General features: G+C 68.0%; 19 protein-coding genes. 12 read left to right on the top strand and 7 right to left on the bottom strand.

Features of this window, described 5'->3' with window-relative positions; genetic code table 11:
- From FE811_RS28685 to FE811_RS28175, 4 genes are all read right to left on the bottom strand, one after another.
- Positions 1 to 147 (bottom strand): DUF6634 family protein (locus FE811_RS28685; protein WP_370362664.1); only part of this gene is annotated, 147 nt, incomplete at its 3' end.
- Between the two features lie 95 nt (positions 148 to 242).
- Positions 243 to 1,355: an AAA family ATPase gene (locus FE811_RS06035; RefSeq protein WP_116221008.1), complete on the bottom strand. Its 1,113-nt coding sequence runs from the start codon at positions 1,353 to 1,355 to the stop codon at positions 243 to 245.
- Positions 1,356 to 1,446: 91 nt separating this feature from the next.
- Positions 1,447 to 1,584: an IS66 family insertion sequence element accessory protein TnpB gene (gene tnpB / locus FE811_RS06040; RefSeq protein ID WP_116221693.1), complete on the bottom strand. Its 138-nt coding sequence runs from the start codon at positions 1,582 to 1,584 to the stop codon at positions 1,447 to 1,449.
- A gap of 36 nt (positions 1,585 to 1,620) precedes the next feature.
- Positions 1,621 to 2,187: a DUF6634 family protein gene (locus tag FE811_RS28175; RefSeq protein WP_255469679.1), complete on the bottom strand. Its 567-nt coding sequence runs from the start codon at positions 2,185 to 2,187 to the stop codon at positions 1,621 to 1,623.
- Between the two features lie 567 nt (positions 2,188 to 2,754).
- Between FE811_RS28175 and FE811_RS06050 the strand changes: the two genes are divergently transcribed.
- From FE811_RS06050 to FE811_RS06070, 6 genes are all read left to right on the top strand, one after another.
- The gene (locus tag FE811_RS06050; RefSeq protein WP_036754006.1) at positions 2,755 to 3,306 is read left to right on the top strand and encodes a thioredoxin family protein; all 552 of its coding nucleotides are present in this window, start codon (positions 2,755 to 2,757) and stop codon (positions 3,304 to 3,306) included.
- The gene (gph, locus tag FE811_RS06055) at positions 3,307 to 3,990 is read left to right on the top strand and encodes a phosphoglycolate phosphatase (RefSeq protein ID WP_116221009.1); all 684 of its coding nucleotides are present in this window, start codon (positions 3,307 to 3,309) and stop codon (positions 3,988 to 3,990) included. It begins immediately after the preceding gene.
- A 112-nt stretch (positions 3,991 to 4,102) separates the two neighbouring features.
- Positions 4,103 to 4,531: a TIGR01244 family sulfur transferase gene (locus FE811_RS06060; RefSeq protein WP_036754001.1), complete on the top strand. Its 429-nt coding sequence runs from the start codon at positions 4,103 to 4,105 to the stop codon at positions 4,529 to 4,531.
- A gap of 42 nt (positions 4,532 to 4,573) precedes the next feature.
- The gene (locus tag FE811_RS28180) at positions 4,574 to 4,708 is read left to right on the top strand and encodes a hypothetical protein (protein ID WP_255469680.1); all 135 of its coding nucleotides are present in this window, start codon (positions 4,574 to 4,576) and stop codon (positions 4,706 to 4,708) included.
- A gap of 77 nt (positions 4,709 to 4,785) precedes the next feature.
- Positions 4,786 to 6,606 (top strand): translational GTPase TypA, encoded by a 1,821-nt coding sequence (gene typA / locus FE811_RS06065; protein WP_116221010.1) that lies wholly within the window; start codon positions 4,786 to 4,788, stop codon positions 6,604 to 6,606.
- An 84-nt stretch (positions 6,607 to 6,690) separates the two neighbouring features.
- Positions 6,691 to 7,338 (top strand): TetR/AcrR family transcriptional regulator, encoded by a 648-nt coding sequence (locus tag FE811_RS06070; protein ID WP_036754071.1) that lies wholly within the window; start codon positions 6,691 to 6,693, stop codon positions 7,336 to 7,338.
- Between the two features lie 17 nt (positions 7,339 to 7,355).
- On the opposite strand, the gene FE811_RS06075 is transcribed toward FE811_RS06070, so the two are convergent.
- Together FE811_RS06075 and xseA are read right to left on the bottom strand one after the other, a co-directional pair.
- A complete protein-coding gene (locus FE811_RS06075; protein ID WP_024844753.1) occupies positions 7,356 to 7,679 on the bottom strand; it encodes a 2Fe-2S iron-sulfur cluster-binding protein in 324 nt (107 codons plus the stop codon).
- 113 nt (positions 7,680 to 7,792) lie between these two features.
- Positions 7,793 to 9,352 (bottom strand): exodeoxyribonuclease VII large subunit, encoded by a 1,560-nt coding sequence (gene xseA, locus FE811_RS06080; protein WP_072460890.1) that lies wholly within the window; start codon positions 9,350 to 9,352, stop codon positions 7,793 to 7,795.
- Positions 9,353 to 9,462: 110 nt separating this feature from the next.
- Here xseA and purD point away from each other — a divergent pair, with 110 nt between their 5' ends.
- Positions 9,463 to 10,725, top strand: a complete 1,263-nt coding sequence (purD, locus tag FE811_RS06085) for a phosphoribosylamine--glycine ligase (RefSeq protein ID WP_072460689.1) — start codon at positions 9,463 to 9,465, stop codon at positions 10,723 to 10,725.
- Positions 10,726 to 11,063: 338 nt separating this feature from the next.
- Positions 11,064 to 12,626 carry a 2-isopropylmalate synthase gene (locus FE811_RS06090; protein ID WP_116221011.1) on the top strand — a complete coding sequence of 521 codons (1,563 nt, stop codon included), beginning with the start codon at positions 11,064 to 11,066 and terminating at the stop codon, positions 12,624 to 12,626.
- Between the two features lie 24 nt (positions 12,627 to 12,650).
- On the opposite strand, the gene FE811_RS06095 is transcribed toward FE811_RS06090, so the two are convergent.
- Positions 12,651 to 13,490, bottom strand: a complete 840-nt coding sequence (locus FE811_RS06095; protein ID WP_116221012.1) for a putative rhamnosyl transferase — start codon at positions 13,488 to 13,490, stop codon at positions 12,651 to 12,653.
- 256 nt (positions 13,491 to 13,746) lie between these two features.
- Here FE811_RS06095 and FE811_RS06100 point away from each other — a divergent pair, with 256 nt between their 5' ends.
- Genes FE811_RS06100 through mrdA form a run of 4 tightly spaced genes read left to right on the top strand, consistent with a single transcriptional unit; the run spans position 13,747 to position 18,209 of the window.
- Positions 13,747 to 14,781, top strand: a complete 1,035-nt coding sequence (locus FE811_RS06100) for a rod shape-determining protein (RefSeq protein ID WP_036753983.1) — start codon at positions 13,747 to 13,749, stop codon at positions 14,779 to 14,781.
- Positions 14,782 to 14,794: 13 nt separating this feature from the next.
- Positions 14,795 to 15,739, top strand: coding sequence for a rod shape-determining protein MreC (gene mreC / locus FE811_RS06105; protein ID WP_036753980.1), 945 nt, complete (start codon positions 14,795 to 14,797; stop codon positions 15,737 to 15,739).
- Positions 15,732 to 16,262 (top strand): rod shape-determining protein MreD, encoded by a 531-nt coding sequence (locus FE811_RS06110; RefSeq protein ID WP_114535424.1) that lies wholly within the window; start codon positions 15,732 to 15,734, stop codon positions 16,260 to 16,262. Before mreC ends, FE811_RS06110 begins: the two co-directional genes overlap by 8 nt.
- Positions 16,263 to 16,265: 3 nt before the next feature.
- Positions 16,266 to 18,209: a penicillin-binding protein 2 gene (gene mrdA / locus FE811_RS06115; RefSeq protein ID WP_116221013.1), complete on the top strand. Its 1,944-nt coding sequence runs from the start codon at positions 16,266 to 16,268 to the stop codon at positions 18,207 to 18,209.

Here is an 18,209-nt window from a genome sequence, read left to right on the forward strand (position 1 = left end):
CACATGCCCGCCGGGCGAAATCGCCGCTTTCCAGTCGGACAGGACCGGGGCGGTTGCGATATCTTCTTCGGTCGGCCCGGCCTCGGCGGCGGTAATGGCGCGCAGCACCTTGTCGAACCATTCACGGTCGCTGGGTGAGAGCTTCATGATGATGTCTCCGTTTCGATGGCATGAGGAGGGCGGCTGGGGCGATGCCGCAGGCGCGTTGGATTCAGGGAGGTCAGAAAAAGGGAATGGCCGGCTCAGTGGAGCGTCGGTCCCTGCTCCAGATCGGCGGCGCGTTGCAGCATCCGGGTGGCGATCCGCAGGCTGGGGTGATGCTGTTGCAGGGAGGGATGGGAGAGGACCTCGCAGATCGCTTCAACAGCCGTCTCGGAAAGTGCGCGTTTCTTGCCCTCGCGGCGAACGAATGCGACCAGTTCCGCAAGGGTGAGATGACGCAGCCGGATCGGCGGGCAGCGGCTGAGAAGCGGCTCCGGCAGCAACCGGTAATCATTCGAGGTCAGCACCCAGATCACCCAGCTCATGTCGAACTTCACCTGGTAATAGGGGCAGCTCCAGCGCGTCGCGGTCAGCGGCTCCAGCAGCGGCAAAAGCGCCTCGGCCAGGCCGAAGGCCTGGCCCTTCATGGACACCGCCACGCCTGCCTTTTCCACCTCGTCCACAATCATGACCGGGTTGGCGATGCGGCTTTGCAGAATGGTTTCGATCAGGCGCCCCGGGCAGGACCCGCCCCAGCCACGCTGCGAACCGACGATGCCGAAGCTGGCATTCTCGCCGGTGGCCTCGATCACGGAAGTTGGCGCAGATAGCAACTCGCCAAGACGGCGCGCAAAAAAACTCTTGCTGATCCCGGGCGGGCCTTGAAGCAGAAGGGGCGGCACGCGGAGCCCGGGACAACCCTCGCGCACCGAGCGGCGCGCAGCGTGCCAGACCACCTCGGTGGCCGGGGCCATCCAGGGCATGTCCTTGTGCAAGGCTGCGGCCAATTCGTCGGCGTGATGCTCGTTCCGGATGGAGATCAGCCGGGCGCCGTCCTTCAACACCTCCAGCCGCTCGCGATCATCGGACTTCAGATGTTCGAGACCGGAGGCCGCCTTGCGGCATTCCAGGATCCGCTTGACCCGGCGCTGGATGCGCGCCGCATCATCGGCGCTGATCCCGATGATATCCATCGGATCGACGTCTGCCCTGTCGCAGGCGGCGTCGTCCTCGTCGGGTGGGGCCAGAAACTCTGGGGGAAGCCGCTTGCAGCGCAGCTTGCGTAGATGCTTCTTGAAGCGGGTGTCGAGCTCGATGCGGCCTTCGCTTGCGCTGAAGAAGCGGGCCTCGATGAAGGGGGTGGTTCTGGACATGGGAATACTCCGGGCATGAGGGGGCTGTCGGCCGGGGCAAGCCCGGCCGGGGAAGACGTGTTGGGGGGTGTAGGTCAGGCGCCGGTGAAGATCAGGCCGCGCAGATTCGCTTCGGCCAGGTGAACTGCCCGCCGTTCAGGCGCTTCATGGTCAGGACCAGGCCGGCGCCGTCCCAGACCAGCAGCGGCCACCAGCACGTCCATGACCTTGCGGAAACCGATCGGCTCAGATGCCAGGAAAATGCGAAAGCTGCCGGTGGGGGAGCTCATTGCGCGGCCCTCAAGCGGGTAGGGGGTGGCCGGCAGGCATGCATCAGGCGAACAGTCCGAGCAAATTCCGAAAGCAGGCTTTCCAGCATCCTCGGGTCGATGGGCATATGGCCTGCGGCCTCGATCATGCGTATCTGGCGCGCGATGCCGTTCAAATGCGAGGGTGCCAGTGCCTGTTGCTGGGCGAAGGAAAGACCCAGACGGATCAAGCCCTGCAAGCTGCGGGCCCAGCGGTCAGATCGGTCAATCACCAGCAGTCGCGGTGTCAACACAGGGCGGCGCCCGAGGCGGGGATCATCCATCAGCACTCCCCAAAGCGCAGGAAACCCTTGCATGGAAAGGCAGGGCTGCCAGGCCTCAAGGACGATCGCCTGTGCGAGATCGTTGGGGCAGGGCGGGTCTGCGCCAAGCAAGGCGAGAATGCGCCCGAAATGCGTCTCGACGGTCGATGCGCGGGCTGCTGTGAGCTTTGAGTGGCCGTGAGGGGATGGCGGCAACTGCTCGGCAGTCGGAGCGAGTGAGTTGATAGAAGGGGACAGCATCTTCAGCGGACCTTTCAGCATAACCTGCCGTTCAGGGAACAAAGATTCTCCGACGCAGCAGCGACAACATTGTAGCTGGCCAGCCAGTGCTCCGAGGCTATCGCTGGTCAGTGCCTGAGATGTTGCTGAAATGTTCCCACTGCGTCAATCGGGCCGAACGAGTATCGCGGTGGCCTCGGCCTCTGGTTGGAAGGGGAAGACGAGAAAGTCGCGCATGACTGCAAGCGATTGAAATATCTCAACATCGATCAAGACGACGATCCAATGGCACACATATGGCCGACCGATGGTCGCCGAAACGGCCATAATGGCTTCTTTTTGCCCGCCGATTCAAAAACCATGGCTGGTCGCGATTCAAAATAGAATCCACCCCTTCTACATGAGCTTCACGGATAATCCGTCTTATGTAAGTAAAATCAGCCTAGAACCCAACCGCACAAGCCCATGCGACCTGCGACCTATTGGCCAGGTCCGGCGCAGGCACTTCCTTTCCGCTTTTCCGCATCATAGTCTGCCAGACGAATCCACCGCAAATTTCCACAGCCACCGCCCGCAAGACCCAGCGGCGGTCACGAGCAAGGAGAGCCCATGGCCGTTCGTCCTCCGGTTTGCGATTTCGGTGCCAGGGCGCCGGACTTCACCCTGCCTGATCCCGATGGGCGCATGTTCTCGTTCGGCGACATCGCCGGGCCGCGCGGCACGCTGGTCATGTTCATCTGCAACCATTGCCCCTATGTGCAGGCCGTCATCGACCGCATCCGGCGCGACGCCGCCGAATTGCAGCAGCTGGGCGTGGGCGTCGTGGCGATCTCGGCCAACGACGTCGGCGAATATCCCCAGGACGGGCCCGAGCAGATGAAGGCCGAGGCCCGGAAACACGGCTTCACCTTTCCTTATCTCTATGACGAAAGCCAGGATGTCGCGCGCGCCTATGGCGCCGAATGCACGCCGGATTTCTTCGGCTACAATGCCGCGGGCGAATTGCAGTATCGCGGCAGGCTGGACGCCTCGGGCCGCAATCCGGCACCGCCGGACGCCCCGCGCGAACTGTTCGCGGCCATGGCGCAGATCGCCGAAACCGGGCAGGGCCCGCGCGAACAGGTGGCCTCGATGGGTTGCTCGATCAAATGGAAGGCTTGAATGAACATCTGCTTTGCCCCCTGCCCCGTGGTTTTCGACCTTGACGGCACGCTGATCGACAGCGTGCCCGACATCCATGCCTGCGTGAACGCGGTCTTGCGCCTGCATGGCGTGGCGCCCCTGACGCTGGACCAGGTGCGCGGCTTCGTCGGCGGCGGCGTCGACCTGCTGTGGCGGCGCGTCATCGGCACCACCGCGCTGCCGGTCGAGGCGCATCGCGACCTCGTCGCCTCGTTCATGACCCGCTATCACGACGCGACCGGCCTGACCCGGCTTTATCCCAATGTCGCCGAGGCGCTGGGGATCCTGGCCGATCGCGGCTATCCCCTGGGGCTTTGCACCAACAAGCCGCTGGGGCCGACGCGGGCGATCCTGGACCATTTCGGCATCACGCAGCTGTTCGGCGCCGTGGTGGGCGGCGATTCCCTGCCCCAGCGCAAGCCCGATCCGGCGCCCTTGCGCGCGGCCTTCGCCGGGCTGGGCGCCGACCCCGACAGGCTGCGCGGGGTCTATGTCGGCGACAGCGAATTCGACGAGGAATGCGCCAGCAACACCGGCGTGCCCTTCCTGCTGTTCACCCGCGGCTATCGCAAGACCCCGGTCGAGCAGATGACGCATCACGGCACCTTCGACGATTTCGCCCACCTGCCGCTGCTGGTCGAAGAGACGTCCGCGGTCGGCTAGGCGCGGTCGGCTAGGCCCGTCCGGCGCCATGGCGCTTGACAGAACGGCAAAACGCAAGGAACCGTCGCCACATGCCGCCGTCGCGGCCCGACCGCAGCCAAGGGAACCCTGCATGGACCTTCGACAACTGACCCCCGACCTGGCCGTCGCGGCCCAGATCCGCCCCGAGGATCTGCCGGCCCTGGCCGAGGCCGGCTTTCGCGTGCTGATCAACAACCGCCCCGACGAAGAGGTCGGCCCGGACGAGGATCACGAGGCGATGCGCGCGGCGGCCGAGGCGGCGGGGATGGAATATCACTTCAACCCCTTCACCCCCGGCCAGATCACGCCGCAGATGATCTCGGCCCAGGCCGAGGCCCTGGCCACGCCCGGACCCAAGCTGGCCTATTGCCGGTCCGGCAACCGCTCGACCGTGCTCTGGGCGCTGGCCCGCGCCGGGCAGGAGCCGGTTGCCGACCTGCTCGATACCGCCGCTCGGGCCGGCTACGACCTTTCGGGTATCCGGCCGCTCATCGAATCACTGGCCCCGCCGGATGCGTGATTGCCGTCGGGCTGGAACCTTGGCCGCCGCGGCGGGTTTCCCATGCGACAGCCAGCGATCGGGCGGATCTCCCGCCCGGCCGGCCCAGGGGAGGAATCCGTCATGAACTCGATCATCTATCTCGTCGGCCTTGTCGTCGTGGTGCTGTTCATCCTCGGGCTCCTGGGCCTGCGCTGACATCGGGCCTGCGATTGGCGCTGGCCTTTCGCGCCCCTCTGCGTTACCGGGGGCGCAAATTCTGAAAAAGGCCCCCTATGGACATCCGCAATATCGCGATCATCGCCCATGTCGACCATGGCAAGACGACCCTGGTCGATCAGCTTCTGAAGCAATCGGGCAGTTTCCGCGAAAACCAGGCCGTGGCCGAGCGGGTGATGGACAGCAACGACATCGAGCGCGAGCGCGGCATCACCATCCTGGCCAAGGCGACCTCGGTCGAGTGGAAGGGCACCCGCATCAATATCGTGGACACGCCCGGCCACGCCGATTTTGGCGGCGAGGTCGAGCGCATCCTGTCGATGGTCGATGGCGTCTGCCTGCTGGTCGATGCCGCCGAGGGCCCGATGCCGCAGACCAAGTTCGTGACCTCCAAGGCGCTCGCCCTGGGGCTGCGGCCCATCGTGGTGCTGAACAAGGTGGACAAGCCCGCCGCCGACCCGGACAAGGCGCTGGACGAGGTGTTCGACCTGTTCGCGAACCTGGGCGCCAGCGACGAACAGCTTGATTTCCCCCATCTTTACGCCTCGGGCATCGGCGGCTGGGCCGACGAGACGCTGGAAGGGCCGCGCAATGACATGTCGGCGCTGTTCGACCTGGTGCTGCGCCATGTCGAGGCGCCCAAGCAGATCGCGCGCCAGGACGAGCCCTTCCAGATGCTGGCGACCACGCTGGGCGCCGACCCGTTCATCGGCCGCATCCTGACCGGCCGGGTCGAGGCCGGCCGCGCCAAGGCCGGCGACACGATCAAGGCGCTGTCGCGCGACGGCGAGCGCATCGAGCAGTTCCGCATCTCGAAGGTGCTGGCCTTCCGCGGCCTGAACCAGCAGCCCATCGACGAGGCGGTGGCGGGCGACATCGTCACCATCGCCGGCATGTCCAAGGCGACCGTGGCCGATACGCTCTGCGCGCCCGAGGTGGAGACCCCCCTGCCCGCCCAGCCCATCGACCCGCCGACGATCAGCGTCACCTTCGGCATCAACGACAGCCCGCTGGCGGGCCGCGACGGCAACAAGGTGCAGTCGCGGGTGATTCGCGAACGGCTGATGAAAGAGGCCGAGACCAATGTCGCCATCAAGGTCGAGGACACGCCGGGCGGCGACGCCTTCGTCGTCTCGGGCCGCGGCGAATTGCAGATGGGCGTGCTGATCGAGAACATGCGCCGCGAGGGGTTCGAGCTGTCGATCTCGCGCCCGCGCGTGATCTTCCGCGACGAGGACGGCGTCCGGCTGGAGCCGATCGAGGAAGCCATCATCGACGTCGACGACGAATACACCGGCGCGGTCATCGACAAGCTGACCGGCGCCCGCAAGGGCGACCTGGTCGAGATGAAGCCCGCAGGCCATGGCAAGACCCGCATCGTCGCGCATGTGCCCTCGCGCGGGCTGATCGGCTATCAGGGCGAGTTCATGACCGACACCCGCGGCAACGGCGTGCTGAACCGCATCTTCCACAGCTGGGCGCCCTACAAGGGCCCGATCCAGGGCCGCCGCCAGGGCGTGCTGATTTCCATGGAGGACGGGGTTTCCGTCGCCTATGCGCTGTGGAACCTGGAAGAGCGCGGCAAGATGTTCATCGGCGCGCAGGAACAGGTCTACCAGGGCATGATCATCGGCGAGCATTCGCGCGACAACGACCTGGAAGTGAACCCGCTCAAGGGCAAGAAGCTGACCAACGTGCGCGCCTCGGGCACGGACGAGGCGGTGCGGCTGACGCCCCCGGTGCGCATGTCGCTGGAAGAGGCCATCGCCTATATCGACAATGACGAGCTGGTCGAGGTCACGCCGAAAAGCATCCGCCTGCGCAAGCGTCACCTGGACCCGCACGAACGCAAGCGCCAGTCCCGCGCCGAGGGTTGAGCTTCTTTCCGCCGCTTGGGATTACAGGCTTTCGCGGCGGAAAAACTCTGCTAGATTTGAGACGAATTGTTTCAGGAGCGGCTGATGGAAGGCCGGGGCAATATCTATCAAAGCTTGATCTTCGCCGCCCAGCAGCATCTGGAGGAAACCGGTCAGCTTCCCGTGGATCTCGCCGAGCTTGCCCCGCGCACCGAGGCGAGCGAGGACGAGATCCGCAGCATGTTCAGTTCGACCGAGGAACTGCATGAGGGGCTGATCTATCACGCCGTCACCCTGCTCAACGATGCGCTGCGCGAGGGCGTGATCCAGGCCAATACCAGCGACCCGATCGAACAGATGCATTCGATCGCCCACAGCTATCTGGGCTGGGCCGAGGCCAATCCGACGCTGTTCCGGCTTCTGGTCGATGGGCTTTGCGGTCCGATCAAGCCCGACAGCGCCTTGCATCGCTACACCAGCTCGATGCGCGACCTCTATCACCGCAAGCTGTCCGAGGCGCAGCGGCTGGGCATCCTGTCCCCCGATACCGACATCGAGATCTCGACCATGATGCTGCATTGCCTGGTCAAGGGCGGCAACATGATGTTCGTGACCCGCAGCACCGATCCCTGGTTCGACGGCGACGGCCGCTCGACGCGCGAACTTGCCGAACGGATCTTCACCGAGTTCATGGGCAACCTGGTCCGGGCCAATGCGCCCGCATCCGCACCCGCCGCCAGCGAAAAGGCCTGAGCGGCGGGCCGGTCCGCTCAGATCTGGCGTTCGGGCAGGTTCACCACCAGACCGTCCAGTTCCGGCGTCACCTTGATCTGGCAGGTCAGGCGCGAGCGCACCGGATCGGGCTGCCAGGCGAAGTCCAGCATGTCCTCTTCCATCGGATCCCTGGGCGGCAGGCGGTCCACCCATTCCGGCGCCACATAGACATGGCAGGTCGAACAGGCGCAGGCGCCGCCGCAATCCGCGTCGATGCCGGGCACGCCGTTGTCGCGCGCGCCCTCCATCACGGTCATGCCGGGTTTGACGTCGATTTCGTGGACGGTGCCGTTGTGCTCGATGTAAGTGATCTTGGCCATGGGTGCCTTCCTTGCGCTTCATGCCGCAGATAGGTCATCGCGCCGCCAGAGAAAAGCCCCGCCCGCGCGGCGGTTCCCCGCACCCGCCCGCCCCTGTCCTCGGACAGGGCCGCCTAGAAAAGCGATTTCTGCCCCTTGGGTTCGGGCGGCTTGCGGGCGGGCTTTGCCGGGGGCGCGTCGGGGCGCGCCGCCAGCCGGCCGTCCAGGAACTCGATCTCGAAGCGCGGGGTCTGCGCCGCCTCGGCCGCCTGGGTCAACAGGCCCGAGGGGCCATGCACGACGGCGAATCCGCGGCGCAGGGTCTCGCGATAGCCCAGCGTCTGGCGCAGGCGATCCAGCCGCTCCAGCGCCTCGCGGCGGGGCGGCAGCATGCGCGCGGCGGCAGCGGCAAGCCTTGCGGCCAGCCGGTCCAGCATGTCGCGGTCGCGCCGGGTCTGGCGCGCGGCATCGGCCAGCATCCGCGCGCGGGCACGCTCCAGCCGGCTGCCCAGCTCGGCCAGGCGCTCGGCCCGGCTCCGGCCAAGCCGCGCAAGGCAAAGCGGCAGCCGCTGCCCCTGCGCCTGCAACGCCTCGCGCCGGCTGCGCAGCATGGTGCGCAGCGCCGACAGCGACAGCGGCAGGGCGTTCAGCCGGTCGCGGCGGGCACGCACGAAACCGCGCAGCGCCGGCTCCAGCCGCTCGGCGAACAGGTCGAAGCGTTGCCGCGCCGGATCGGTCAGCGCCTGCGGCCGGCCAAGCGCGCGGCCCAGGTCGGTCAGCCGCTGGCGCTGGCGCTGGTTGCGGGCTTGGGCCGCGCGCATCATCCGGGCCCGGATCTCGGCCAGCCGGGCGGCCAGTTCGGCGCGCACCGGCACCGCCATCTCGGCCGCGGCGGTGGGCGTCGGCGCCCGGCGGTCCGAGGCGAAGTCGATCAGCGTGGTGTCGGTCTCGTGCCCCACGGCCGAGATCAGCGGGATCTCGCTGGCGGCGGCGGCACGGACCACCGCCTCCTCGTTGAAGCCCCACAGGTCTTCCAGGCTGCCGCCGCCGCGCGCGACGATGATCAGGTCGGGGCGCGGGATCGCCCCGCCCTGGGGCAGCGCGTTGAAGCCCTGGATCGCGGCCGTGACCTGCGGCGCGCAGCCCTCGCCCTGGACGGCTACCGGCCAGATCAGCACCCGCGTCGGGAAGCGGTCGCGGAGCCGGTGCAGGATGTCGCGGATCACTGCGCCCGAGGGCGAAGTGACGACGCCGATCACCCGCGGCAGATAGGGCAGCGGGCGCTTGCGCGATTCGTCGAACAGCCCCTCGGCCGCCAGCGCCTTGCGGCGCTTCTCCAGCATCATCATCAGCGCGCCGGCGCCGGCAGGCTCGATCTCCTCGACGATGAGCTGGTATTTCGACTGGCCGGGGAAGGTGGTCAGCCGGCCGGTGGCGATGACCTCGATCCCCTCCTCGGGGCGGGTGGAGAGCCGCGCGGCCTGCCCCTTCCAGGTCACGGCGGCGATCACCGCGCGGTCGTCCTTGAGGTCGAAATAGACATGCCCCGACGAGGGACGCGAGACGCGGCCGATCTCGCCGCGCACGCGGACGCGGCCGAACTCGCCCTCGAGCACGCGCTTCACCGCGCCCGAGATCTCGGAGACGGTGAATTCGTGGATATTGCTGGGGGCTGCGTCTTCGAAGAGTTCCATGTCCCCGGTTGTGGCGCGGGCCGCGGGCAGGATCAAGGGGCTTGGGGTATTGATCCGGCGCGGGCCAGTTCCTAGAAGGCGCGGGACCATTCGCAAAGGGGCCTTTCCGCATGAACATCCTGATCCTCGGCAGCGGCGGGCGCGAACATGCGCTGGCCTGGGCGATCCGGCAGAATCCGAAATGCGACCGGCTGTTCGTGGCGCCGGGCAATGCCGGGATGGAGCCGCTGGCGCGGCTGGCCGAGCTGGACATCCTGTCCGGCCCCGCCGTGATCGGCTTTTGCGAGGAAAACGCCATCGACCTGGTGGTGATCGGCCCCGAGGCGCCGCTGGCGGCCGGTGTCGCCGACGAATTGCGCGCGGCCGGCATCCTGGTCTTTGGCCCGTCCAGGGCGGCGGCGATGCTGGAGGCCTCGAAAAGCTTCACCAAGGAGGTCTGCGACGCCTGCGGCGCGCCGACCGCCGCCTGGGCGCGCTTCGACGCGGCCGAGCCTGCGCGCGCCTATATCCGCGAGAAAGGCGCGCCCATCGTCGTCAAGGCCGACGGGCTGGCCGCGGGCAAGGGCGTGACCGTGGCCATGACCGAGGACGAAGCCGTCGCCGCCGTCGACGACGCCTTCGGCGGCGCCTTCGGCGCGGCCGGGGCCGAGGTGGTGATCGAGGAGTTCATGGCCGGCGAGGAGGCAAGCTTCTTCGTCCTCTGCGACGGGACGGACTGCCTGCCCATCGGCACCGCCCAGGACCACAAGCGCGCCTTCGACGGCGATGCCGGGCCGAACACCGGCGGCATGGGCGCCTATTCCCCCGCCCCGGTGCTGACCCAAGACATCCAGGACCAGGTGATGGCCGAGATCGTGCGCCCCACCGTGGCCGAGATGGCGCGGCGCGGCACGCCCTTCCAGGGCGTGCTTTACGCCGGGCTGATGATCGAGGACGGCCGGGCGCGGCTGGTGGAATACAATGTCCGCTTCGGCGACCCGGAGTGCCAGGTGCTGATGATGCGGCTGGGCGCGCAGGCGCTGGACCTGATCCTGGCCTGCGCCGAGGGCCGGCTGGGCACCATGGCGGTCAGCTGGGCCGACGACCACGCCCTGACCGTGGTGCTGGCCGCCAGGGGCTATCCCGGCAGCTATGAGAAGGGCAGCGTGATCCGCGGGCTGGATGCGCTGGCCGAGGACAGTTTCCGCATGGTCTTCCATGCCGGGACCGCGCGGAGTGACGGGCAGATCGTCGCTACCGGCGGCCGGGTGCTGGCCGCGACCGGGCGCGGCGCGACGCTGGCCGAGGCGCACGCCCGCGCCTATGCGCTTGTCGACGGCATCGACTGGCCAGAGGGCTTCTGCCGGCGCGACATCGGCTGGCGCGCGCTTTGAGCCGCCGCGCCAGCGGCACGGGGTGCATGGGTATTTGAAGAACGAAGAAGTTCGGGGGCGGTGCGGGGCGGCAGCGCCCCCCGAGGGTTTCGAGTCGGGAAAATGCCGGGGGCGTGTTTTTTGCCTTTCCAAGCCGGCGGGGCGGGTCTTATAGTCCGCGCCATGACTCGGATGCAGCAGATCATTGCCACGGCCCCGCACGCGCATGACCGCGCGCGCATCGCCGTGAACCGCCGCGGTCTCCTTCTTCTTACGCTGCGCTGAGCGGGTCTTCCGGGCCGCCGCTCAGTCAGGTTCGTGCCCGGTCTCCCGTGAGCACATGAAGAAGGATTCCCGAAATGACCGATCCGAACCGCGTATTGATCTTTGACACCACCCTGCGCGACGGCGAGCAATCGCCCGGCGCCACCATGAGCCATACCGAAAAGCTGGACATCGCCGAGATGCTGGACGAGATGGGCGTCGACATCATCGAGGCCGGTTTCCCCATCGCCTCGGAGGGCGATTTCGCTGCCGTTTCCGAAATCGCCAAGCGCGCGAAGAACGCGGTGATCTGCGGCCTGGCGCGGGCGCAGATCCCCGACATCGACCGCTGCTGGGAGGCGGTGAAGCACGCCAGGCACCCGCGCATCCACACCTTCATCGGCACCTCGCCCCTGCATCGCGCCATCCCGAACCTGAACATGGACCAGATGGCCGAGCGCATCCACGACACCGTGACCCATGCCCGCAACCTGTGCGACAACGTGCAATGGTCGGCCATGGACGCGACCCGGACCGAGCACGACTACCTGTGCCGGGTGGTCGAGATCGCCATCAGATGCGGCGCCACCACCATCAACATCCCCGATACCGTCGGCTATACCGCGCCGCGCGAATCCGCCGCGCTGATCCGCATGCTGCTGGAGCGGGTGCCGGGCGCGGACGGCGTCGTCTTCGCCACCCATTGCCACAACGACCTGGGCATGGCGACCGCGAACTCGCTGGCCGCGGTCGAGGCGGGCGCGCGCCAGGTCGAATGCACCATCAACGGTTTGGGCGAGCGCGCCGGCAACACCGCGCTGGAAGAGGTGGTGATGGCGCTGAAGGTGCGCCACGACATCATGCCCTATACCACCGGCATCGACACCACCCGGATCATGGGCTTGTCGCGTCGGGTGTCGCAGGCCTCGGGCTTCCTGGTGCAGCCGAACAAGGCGGTGGTGGGCAAGAACGCCTTCCTGCACGAATCCGGCATCCACCAGGACGGGGTGCTGAAGAACGTCGAGACCTTCGAGATCATGAAGCCCGCCGACATCGGCCTGAACGAGGCCAATATCGCCATGGGCAAGCATTCCGGCCGCGCGGCGCTGCGCGCCAAGCTGAAGGACCTGGGCTATGAGCTGGGCGACAACCAGTTGAAGGACGTCTTCGTCCGCTTCAAGGCCCTGGCCGACCGCAAGAAGGAGGTCTACGACGACGACCTGGTCGCGCTGGTCCAGGATGCGGCGGCCAATACCGAGGACGACCACCTGCAAGTCAAGCACCTGCGCGTGGTCTGCGGCAGCGACGGGCAATCGGCCGACCTGGTCCTGCTGGTCGGCGGCGAGGAAAAGGCCGTCCATGCCACCGGCGACGGCCCGGTCGATGCCTGTTTCAACGCCGTCAAGTCGATCTGGCCGCACCGGGCGCATCTGCAGCTCTACCAGGTCCATGCCGTGACCGAGGGCACCGATGCCCAGGCCACCGTCAGCGTCCGCATGGAGGAAGAGGGGCGCATCGCCACCGGCCAGGCCTCGGACACCGACACCATCCTGGCCAGCGTCAAGGCCTATGTGGGCGCGCTGAACCGGCTGAAGGTGCGTCGCGACATGGTCGGCGAAGGCGCCGACGCCAAGCAGGTCAGCATGTATTCGCACTGACCGCCGCGGCAAGTCGGGGGGCGGTCAGGCCGCCCCCTTGCGTTCGACGAAACCCAGGTCGATGCCTTGCAGGAAGGGAAAATCCTCGGCCAGTTCGCGCTGGAACTCGGCCGGATCGAGCTGCTGGAACCATTTCGGGAACCTGGCGACGATGGTGGCGACGGAATCGCCCTCGTCCCAGCGGGTCTGGACGTAGCCCAGGCCCCCGACGTCGGTGAAGGCCGGGAAATGCTTGGGCAGCTGGAAATGGTTGTAGGCATAGATGCAGCGCCCCGGCCCGCGCATGCGCACCGCCGCCCCCGCGCCCAGGAAGGGCTGGTGCGCCCGCCAGTAGCTGATCGGCTCGCCCTGGTAGCTGCCCATGACCAGCCCCTGCGGATAGCTGATGGCAAAGGCCGGCAGGTCGGCAAAGCGCCGGGCGTGGCGGCGGATGCGGGCGACGTGATGGCGGCTGAAGGCGTCGTCGTCATCGACGCGGAACTGGATCACCGGCCGGCCCGCCGCCTCGGCCGCCTCGCGCAGGGGCTCGCGCAGCGCGTTCACCGTCTCGCGCTTGTCCGAGACGATCAGCCGGATCTGCGGCACGCCGGCGCACAGGTCGCGCAGCCGCTCCAGCCAGGGGCGCGGCATCTCGGGCGAGGTCAGCAGCCAGAAGCGGAAATCCCCCTCGGTCTGGGCCTTGACCGAGGGCAGGCACAGCGTCTCGAAGGCGGCGAAGCGACGCTCCAGGCGCTCGGGCGCATAAAGCAGGGCGCCGCGCTGCGCCAGAAGCTCGGGCGCGCCGGCCCCCTGCCCCGCGGTCCCGGCCCAGTCGCACCGGCCCAGGAAGGAAAAGCGGCAGATCCCCACGATAACATCCTGCAAACCCTGCCCTTTCCTCGTGACCCGACCGGCGGCAGCCTAGCAGCCCGCGCCGCCCGGTCAAGCGTGCGCGGCGCCTGCCCGCGAAACATCGGCGCGACCGGGCGGCGCATCATTTTCCGGTTTCCCCGAGCCGAGGCTCGGCCTATATGTCCAGCACCTTCGGCGGGGCGACTCGCCGGGGCAATCGGGCAATGGCCGCGCGAAAAAGGGCGGCAGGAATGCCGTCTTGGCAGGGACGGCGGAAGGGGTAGTTCACATGGCCTTTGGCGGGTTGTTTTCCACCGATATCGCGATCGACCTGGGGACCGCGAATACGCTGATCTACGTCAAGGGCAAGGGCATCATCCTGAACGAGCCTTCGGTCGTCGCCTATCACGTCAAGGACGGCAAGAAGCAGGTGCTGGCGGTGGGCGAGGACGCCAAGCTGATGCTGGGCCGCACGCCGGGCAGCATCGAGGCGATCCGGCCGATGCGCGAGGGCGTCATCGCCGATTTCGACAGCGCCGAGGAAATGATCAAGCATTTCATCAAGAAGGTGTTCCGGCGCACCACCTTCTCGAAGCCCAAGGTCATCATCTGCGTGCCCCATGGCGCCACCCCGGTCGAGAAACGCGCCATCCGCCAGTCGGTGCTTTCGGCCGGCGCACGCCGCGCCGGGCTGATTGCCGAGCCGATCGCGGCCGCCATCGGCGCCGGCATGCCCATCACCGAGCCGACCGGCAGCATGGTCGTCGACATCGGCGGCGGCACCACCGAGGTCGCGGTTCTGTCCCTGGGCGACGTGGTCTATGCGCGCTCGGTCCGCATCGGCGGCGACCGGATGGACGATGCGCTGATCAACTATCTGCGCCGCAACCACAACCTGCTGATCGGCGAATCGACGGCCGAGCGCATCAAGACCCAGATCGGCACCGCGCGCATGCCCGACGACGGGCGCGGCGCCGCGATCATGGTGCGCGGCCGCGACCTGCTGAACGGCATCCCGAAAGAGATGGAGATCACCCAGGCCATGGTCGCCGAGGCGCTGTCCGAGCCGGTGCAGCAGATCTGCGAATCGGTGATGGTGGCGCTGGAGGCGACGCCGCCGGACCTGGCCGCCGACATCGTGGACCGCGGCGTCATGCTGACCGGCGGCGGTGCCATGCTGGGCGAGCTGGACCTGGCGCTGCGCGAGCAGACCGGGCTGATGATCAGCCTGGCCGACCAGCCGATGAGCTGCGTGGCGCTGGGCACCGGCAAGGCGCTGGAGTTCGAAAAGCAACTGCGCCACGTGATCGACTACGACAGCTGAGCGGGTTCGGCCCATGGCGCGCAAGGGCCCTGATTACGCGGCTCCGGTCCGCCGCATCCTGGTTTCGCTGCTGGTGCTGGTGCTGCTGGCGGTGTTCCTGTTCTGGCAGATCGACAGCCCGCGCGCCGAGCGGATGCGGGCGGCCTTCATCGACCGCTTCGTGCCCAGCTTCGACTGGGTGATGGCGCCGGTGACGAAGCTGTCGCGCATGGTCTCGGGCTTCCAGTCCTATGCCCGGCTCTACGAGCAGAACCAGGAATTGCGCCGCGAATTGCAGAAGATGGCGGCCTGGAAAGAGGCGGCGGTGCAGCTGGAACAGGAAAACGCCAAGCTGCTGGCGCAGAACAACGTCAGGATCGACCCGGCCCTGACCTCGGTCTCGGGCGTGGTGCTGACCGACAGCGGCACGGCCTTTCGCCAGTCGGTGCTGCTGAACGTGGGCGCGCGCGACGGCATCCTGGACGGCTGGGCGACGATGGACGGGTTGGGGCTCGTGGGGCGCATCTCGGGCGTGGGGCAGACCACCAGCCGGGTCATGCTGCTGACCGATCCCTCCAGCCGCATCCCGGTGACGATCCTGCCCTCGGGCCAGCACGCGCTGCTGACCGGGGACAATACCGCCCTGCCGGCGCTGGATTTCATCGAAAGCCCGGAAAACCTGCGCCCCGGCGACCGGGTGGTCAGCTCGGGCGACGGGGGCGTGTTCCCGCCGGGCCTGCCGGTGGGCCAGGTGGCGCTGGCCAGCGACGGCCGGCTGCGGGTGCGGCTGGCCGCGGATTACGGCCGGCTGGAGTTCCTGCGCGTGCTGCGCAGCCACCCGGCCGAGCAGCTTTCCGATACCGGGCTGCTGATCCCGCCGCCGGCGGCGGATTTCATCGGCCCGCCCCTGCCGCCGCTGGCCGACATGCAGGCGGCCGGCGAGGATTCAGGGGCCCAAGCCGGGGCCGGGGATGATTGATCCCGCCCGCCGGCGCCGGTTCCTGGGGCAGGCGCTGTTCGTGGCGCTGTTCCTGGCGATCCTGTTCTGGCGGCTTCTGCCGCTGGCGCCGGGCCGCATCGGCTGGCCGGGGCCGGACCTGGCGCTGTGCCTGGTGCTGGTCTGGGTGCTGCGCCGCCCCGAACAGGTGCCGGTCGCGACCATCGCCGCCCTGTTCCTGATCGAGGACATCCTGCTGATGCGCCCCATCGGCCTGGGCGCCGCCCTGGCCGTCATCGTGACCGAGGCCGCAAGAAAGCGCGAGCCGCATTGGCGCGAACTGCCTTTCATGGTTGAATGGCTGCGGGTCGCGACGCTTCTGGCGCTGATGATGGTGGCGAACCGCATATTGCTGGCGGTGTTCTTCCTGCCCCTTCCTCCGTTCGGGCAGGTGATCTTGCAATTCATCGCCACGGTCGCCGCCTATCCGCTGGTCGCGGGCCTTGCCGGCTGGGCGCTTGGCCTGCCGCGCGGCCGCGCCGAACGAGACACGAGGCATCGCTGAGCCATGCGCAAGTCGGAACGCGAAATCGTCGAAAGCAGCCGGCTCATCACCCGCCGGGTGCTGATGCTGGGGGTGATCCAGGCGGCGGTGGTGTCGGTCTTGGGGCTGAAGCTGCGCTCGATGCAGGTCGAACATGCCGACGAATACCGCATGCTGTCGGACGGCAACTCGATCAAGATCCGCTTGCTGCCGCCGGCGCGCGGGCTGATCCTTGACCGCAACGGCACCATCATCGCCGGCAACGAACAGAACTACCGCGTCACCCTGACCCGCGAGGAGGCGGGCAACGTCTCGGCCGTGATCGCGCGGCTGCGCCACATCATCCCGATGAGCGACCGCCAGGCCGCCGAGATCCTGGCAGAGATCCACAAGCGCAGCGCCGTGACCCCGGTGCTGGTCGCCGACCGGCTGACCTGGGACGAGTTTTCCTCGATCGCGCTCAACGCCCCCGCCCTGCCCGGCGTGACGCCCGAGGCGGGGCTGTCGCGCAGCTATCCGCGGGCGGGCGATTTCGCGCATGTGCTGGGCTATGTCGGCCCGGTCTCGGACTACGACCTGTCCAAGATCGAGGATCCCGACCCGGTGCTGCGCCTGCCCGAGTTCCAGCTGGGCAAGGTCGGCATGGAATCCAAGCTGGAAGAGGCGCTGCGCGGCAAGGCCGGCTCGCGCCGGGTCGAGGTGAACAGCGCCGGGCGCGAGATGCGCGAGCTGTCGCGGCAAGAGGGGCAGCAGGGCGCCACGGTGCAGACCACGCTGGACGCCGGGTTGCAGAATTTCTCCACCCAGCGGCTGGGCAGCGAAAGCGCCGCCGCGGTGGTGATCGACGTGACCAACGGCGACATCCTGGCGATCTCCTCCTCGCCGGTGTTCGACCCGAACAAGTTCGTGCGCGGCATCTCGGGGCCGGATTACCGCGCGCTGATGGAACACGACCACCGCCCGCTGGCCGACAAGACGGTGCAGGGCGTCTATCCGCCCGGCTCGACCTTCAAGATGGTGACGCTGCTGGCCGGGCTCGAGGCCGGGGTCATCAACGCCGGCTCGCGCTTCTATTGCCCCGGCTATACCCAGGTCGCCGGGCGCCGCTTCCATTGCTGGAGCCGGGGCGGCCACGGCATGGTCGATGCGCTGCGCAGCCTCGAGCATTCCTGCGACGTCTATTACTACGAGCTGGCGCAGCGCGTCGGCATCGACCGCATCGCCGCCATGGCGCGCAAGCTGGGCATCGGCGTGCGCCACGAGCTGCCGATGTCCGCCATCGCCGAGGGCATCGCCCCGGATCGCGCCTGGAAGAAGGCGCGCTACGACCAGGAATGGCAGGTGGGCGATTCGCTCAACGCCTCGATCGGCCAGGGCTATGTGCTGGCCTCGCCGCTGCAGCTGGCGGTGATGACGGCGCGGGTGGCGACGGGGCGCGCGGTCGCGCCGCGCCTGGTGCGCGCCATCGACGGCCAGGCCGAGCCGGTACCGGAATGGCCGGAACTGGACATCAACCCGCTGAACCTGCGCACGGCGCGGGCGGGGATGGATGCGGTGATGAACGCGCCCCGCGGCACCGCGCGCCGCTCGCGCATCCTGGCGCCGGAATGGCAGATGGCCGGCAAGACCGGCACCAGCCAGGTGCGCAACATCACCGCCGCCGAACGCGCCCGCGGCGTGATCTCGAACGAGCAGTTGCCCTGGAACCGGCGCGACCATGCGCTGTTCGTCTGCTTCGCGCCCTATGACATGCCGCGCTATGCGGTCTCGGTCGTGGTCGAGCATGGCGGCGGCGGCGGCGCGGTCGCGGCCCCCATCGCCCGCGACATCCTGCTTTATGCGCTGGCGGACGGCCTGCCGCCGCTTTCGGCCTATCCCGAGGCCGAGCGCGCCAAGGTGCAGGAGATGTGGTCGCGCATGAACCTGACCCCCTCGGCCCGCAAGGGCGAGGGCCGCGCAAGGGCCTGA

The organism is Paracoccus sp. FO-3, from assembly GCF_006386455.1.
Lineage (GTDB): Bacteria > Pseudomonadota > Alphaproteobacteria > Rhodobacterales > Rhodobacteraceae > Paracoccus > Paracoccus versutus.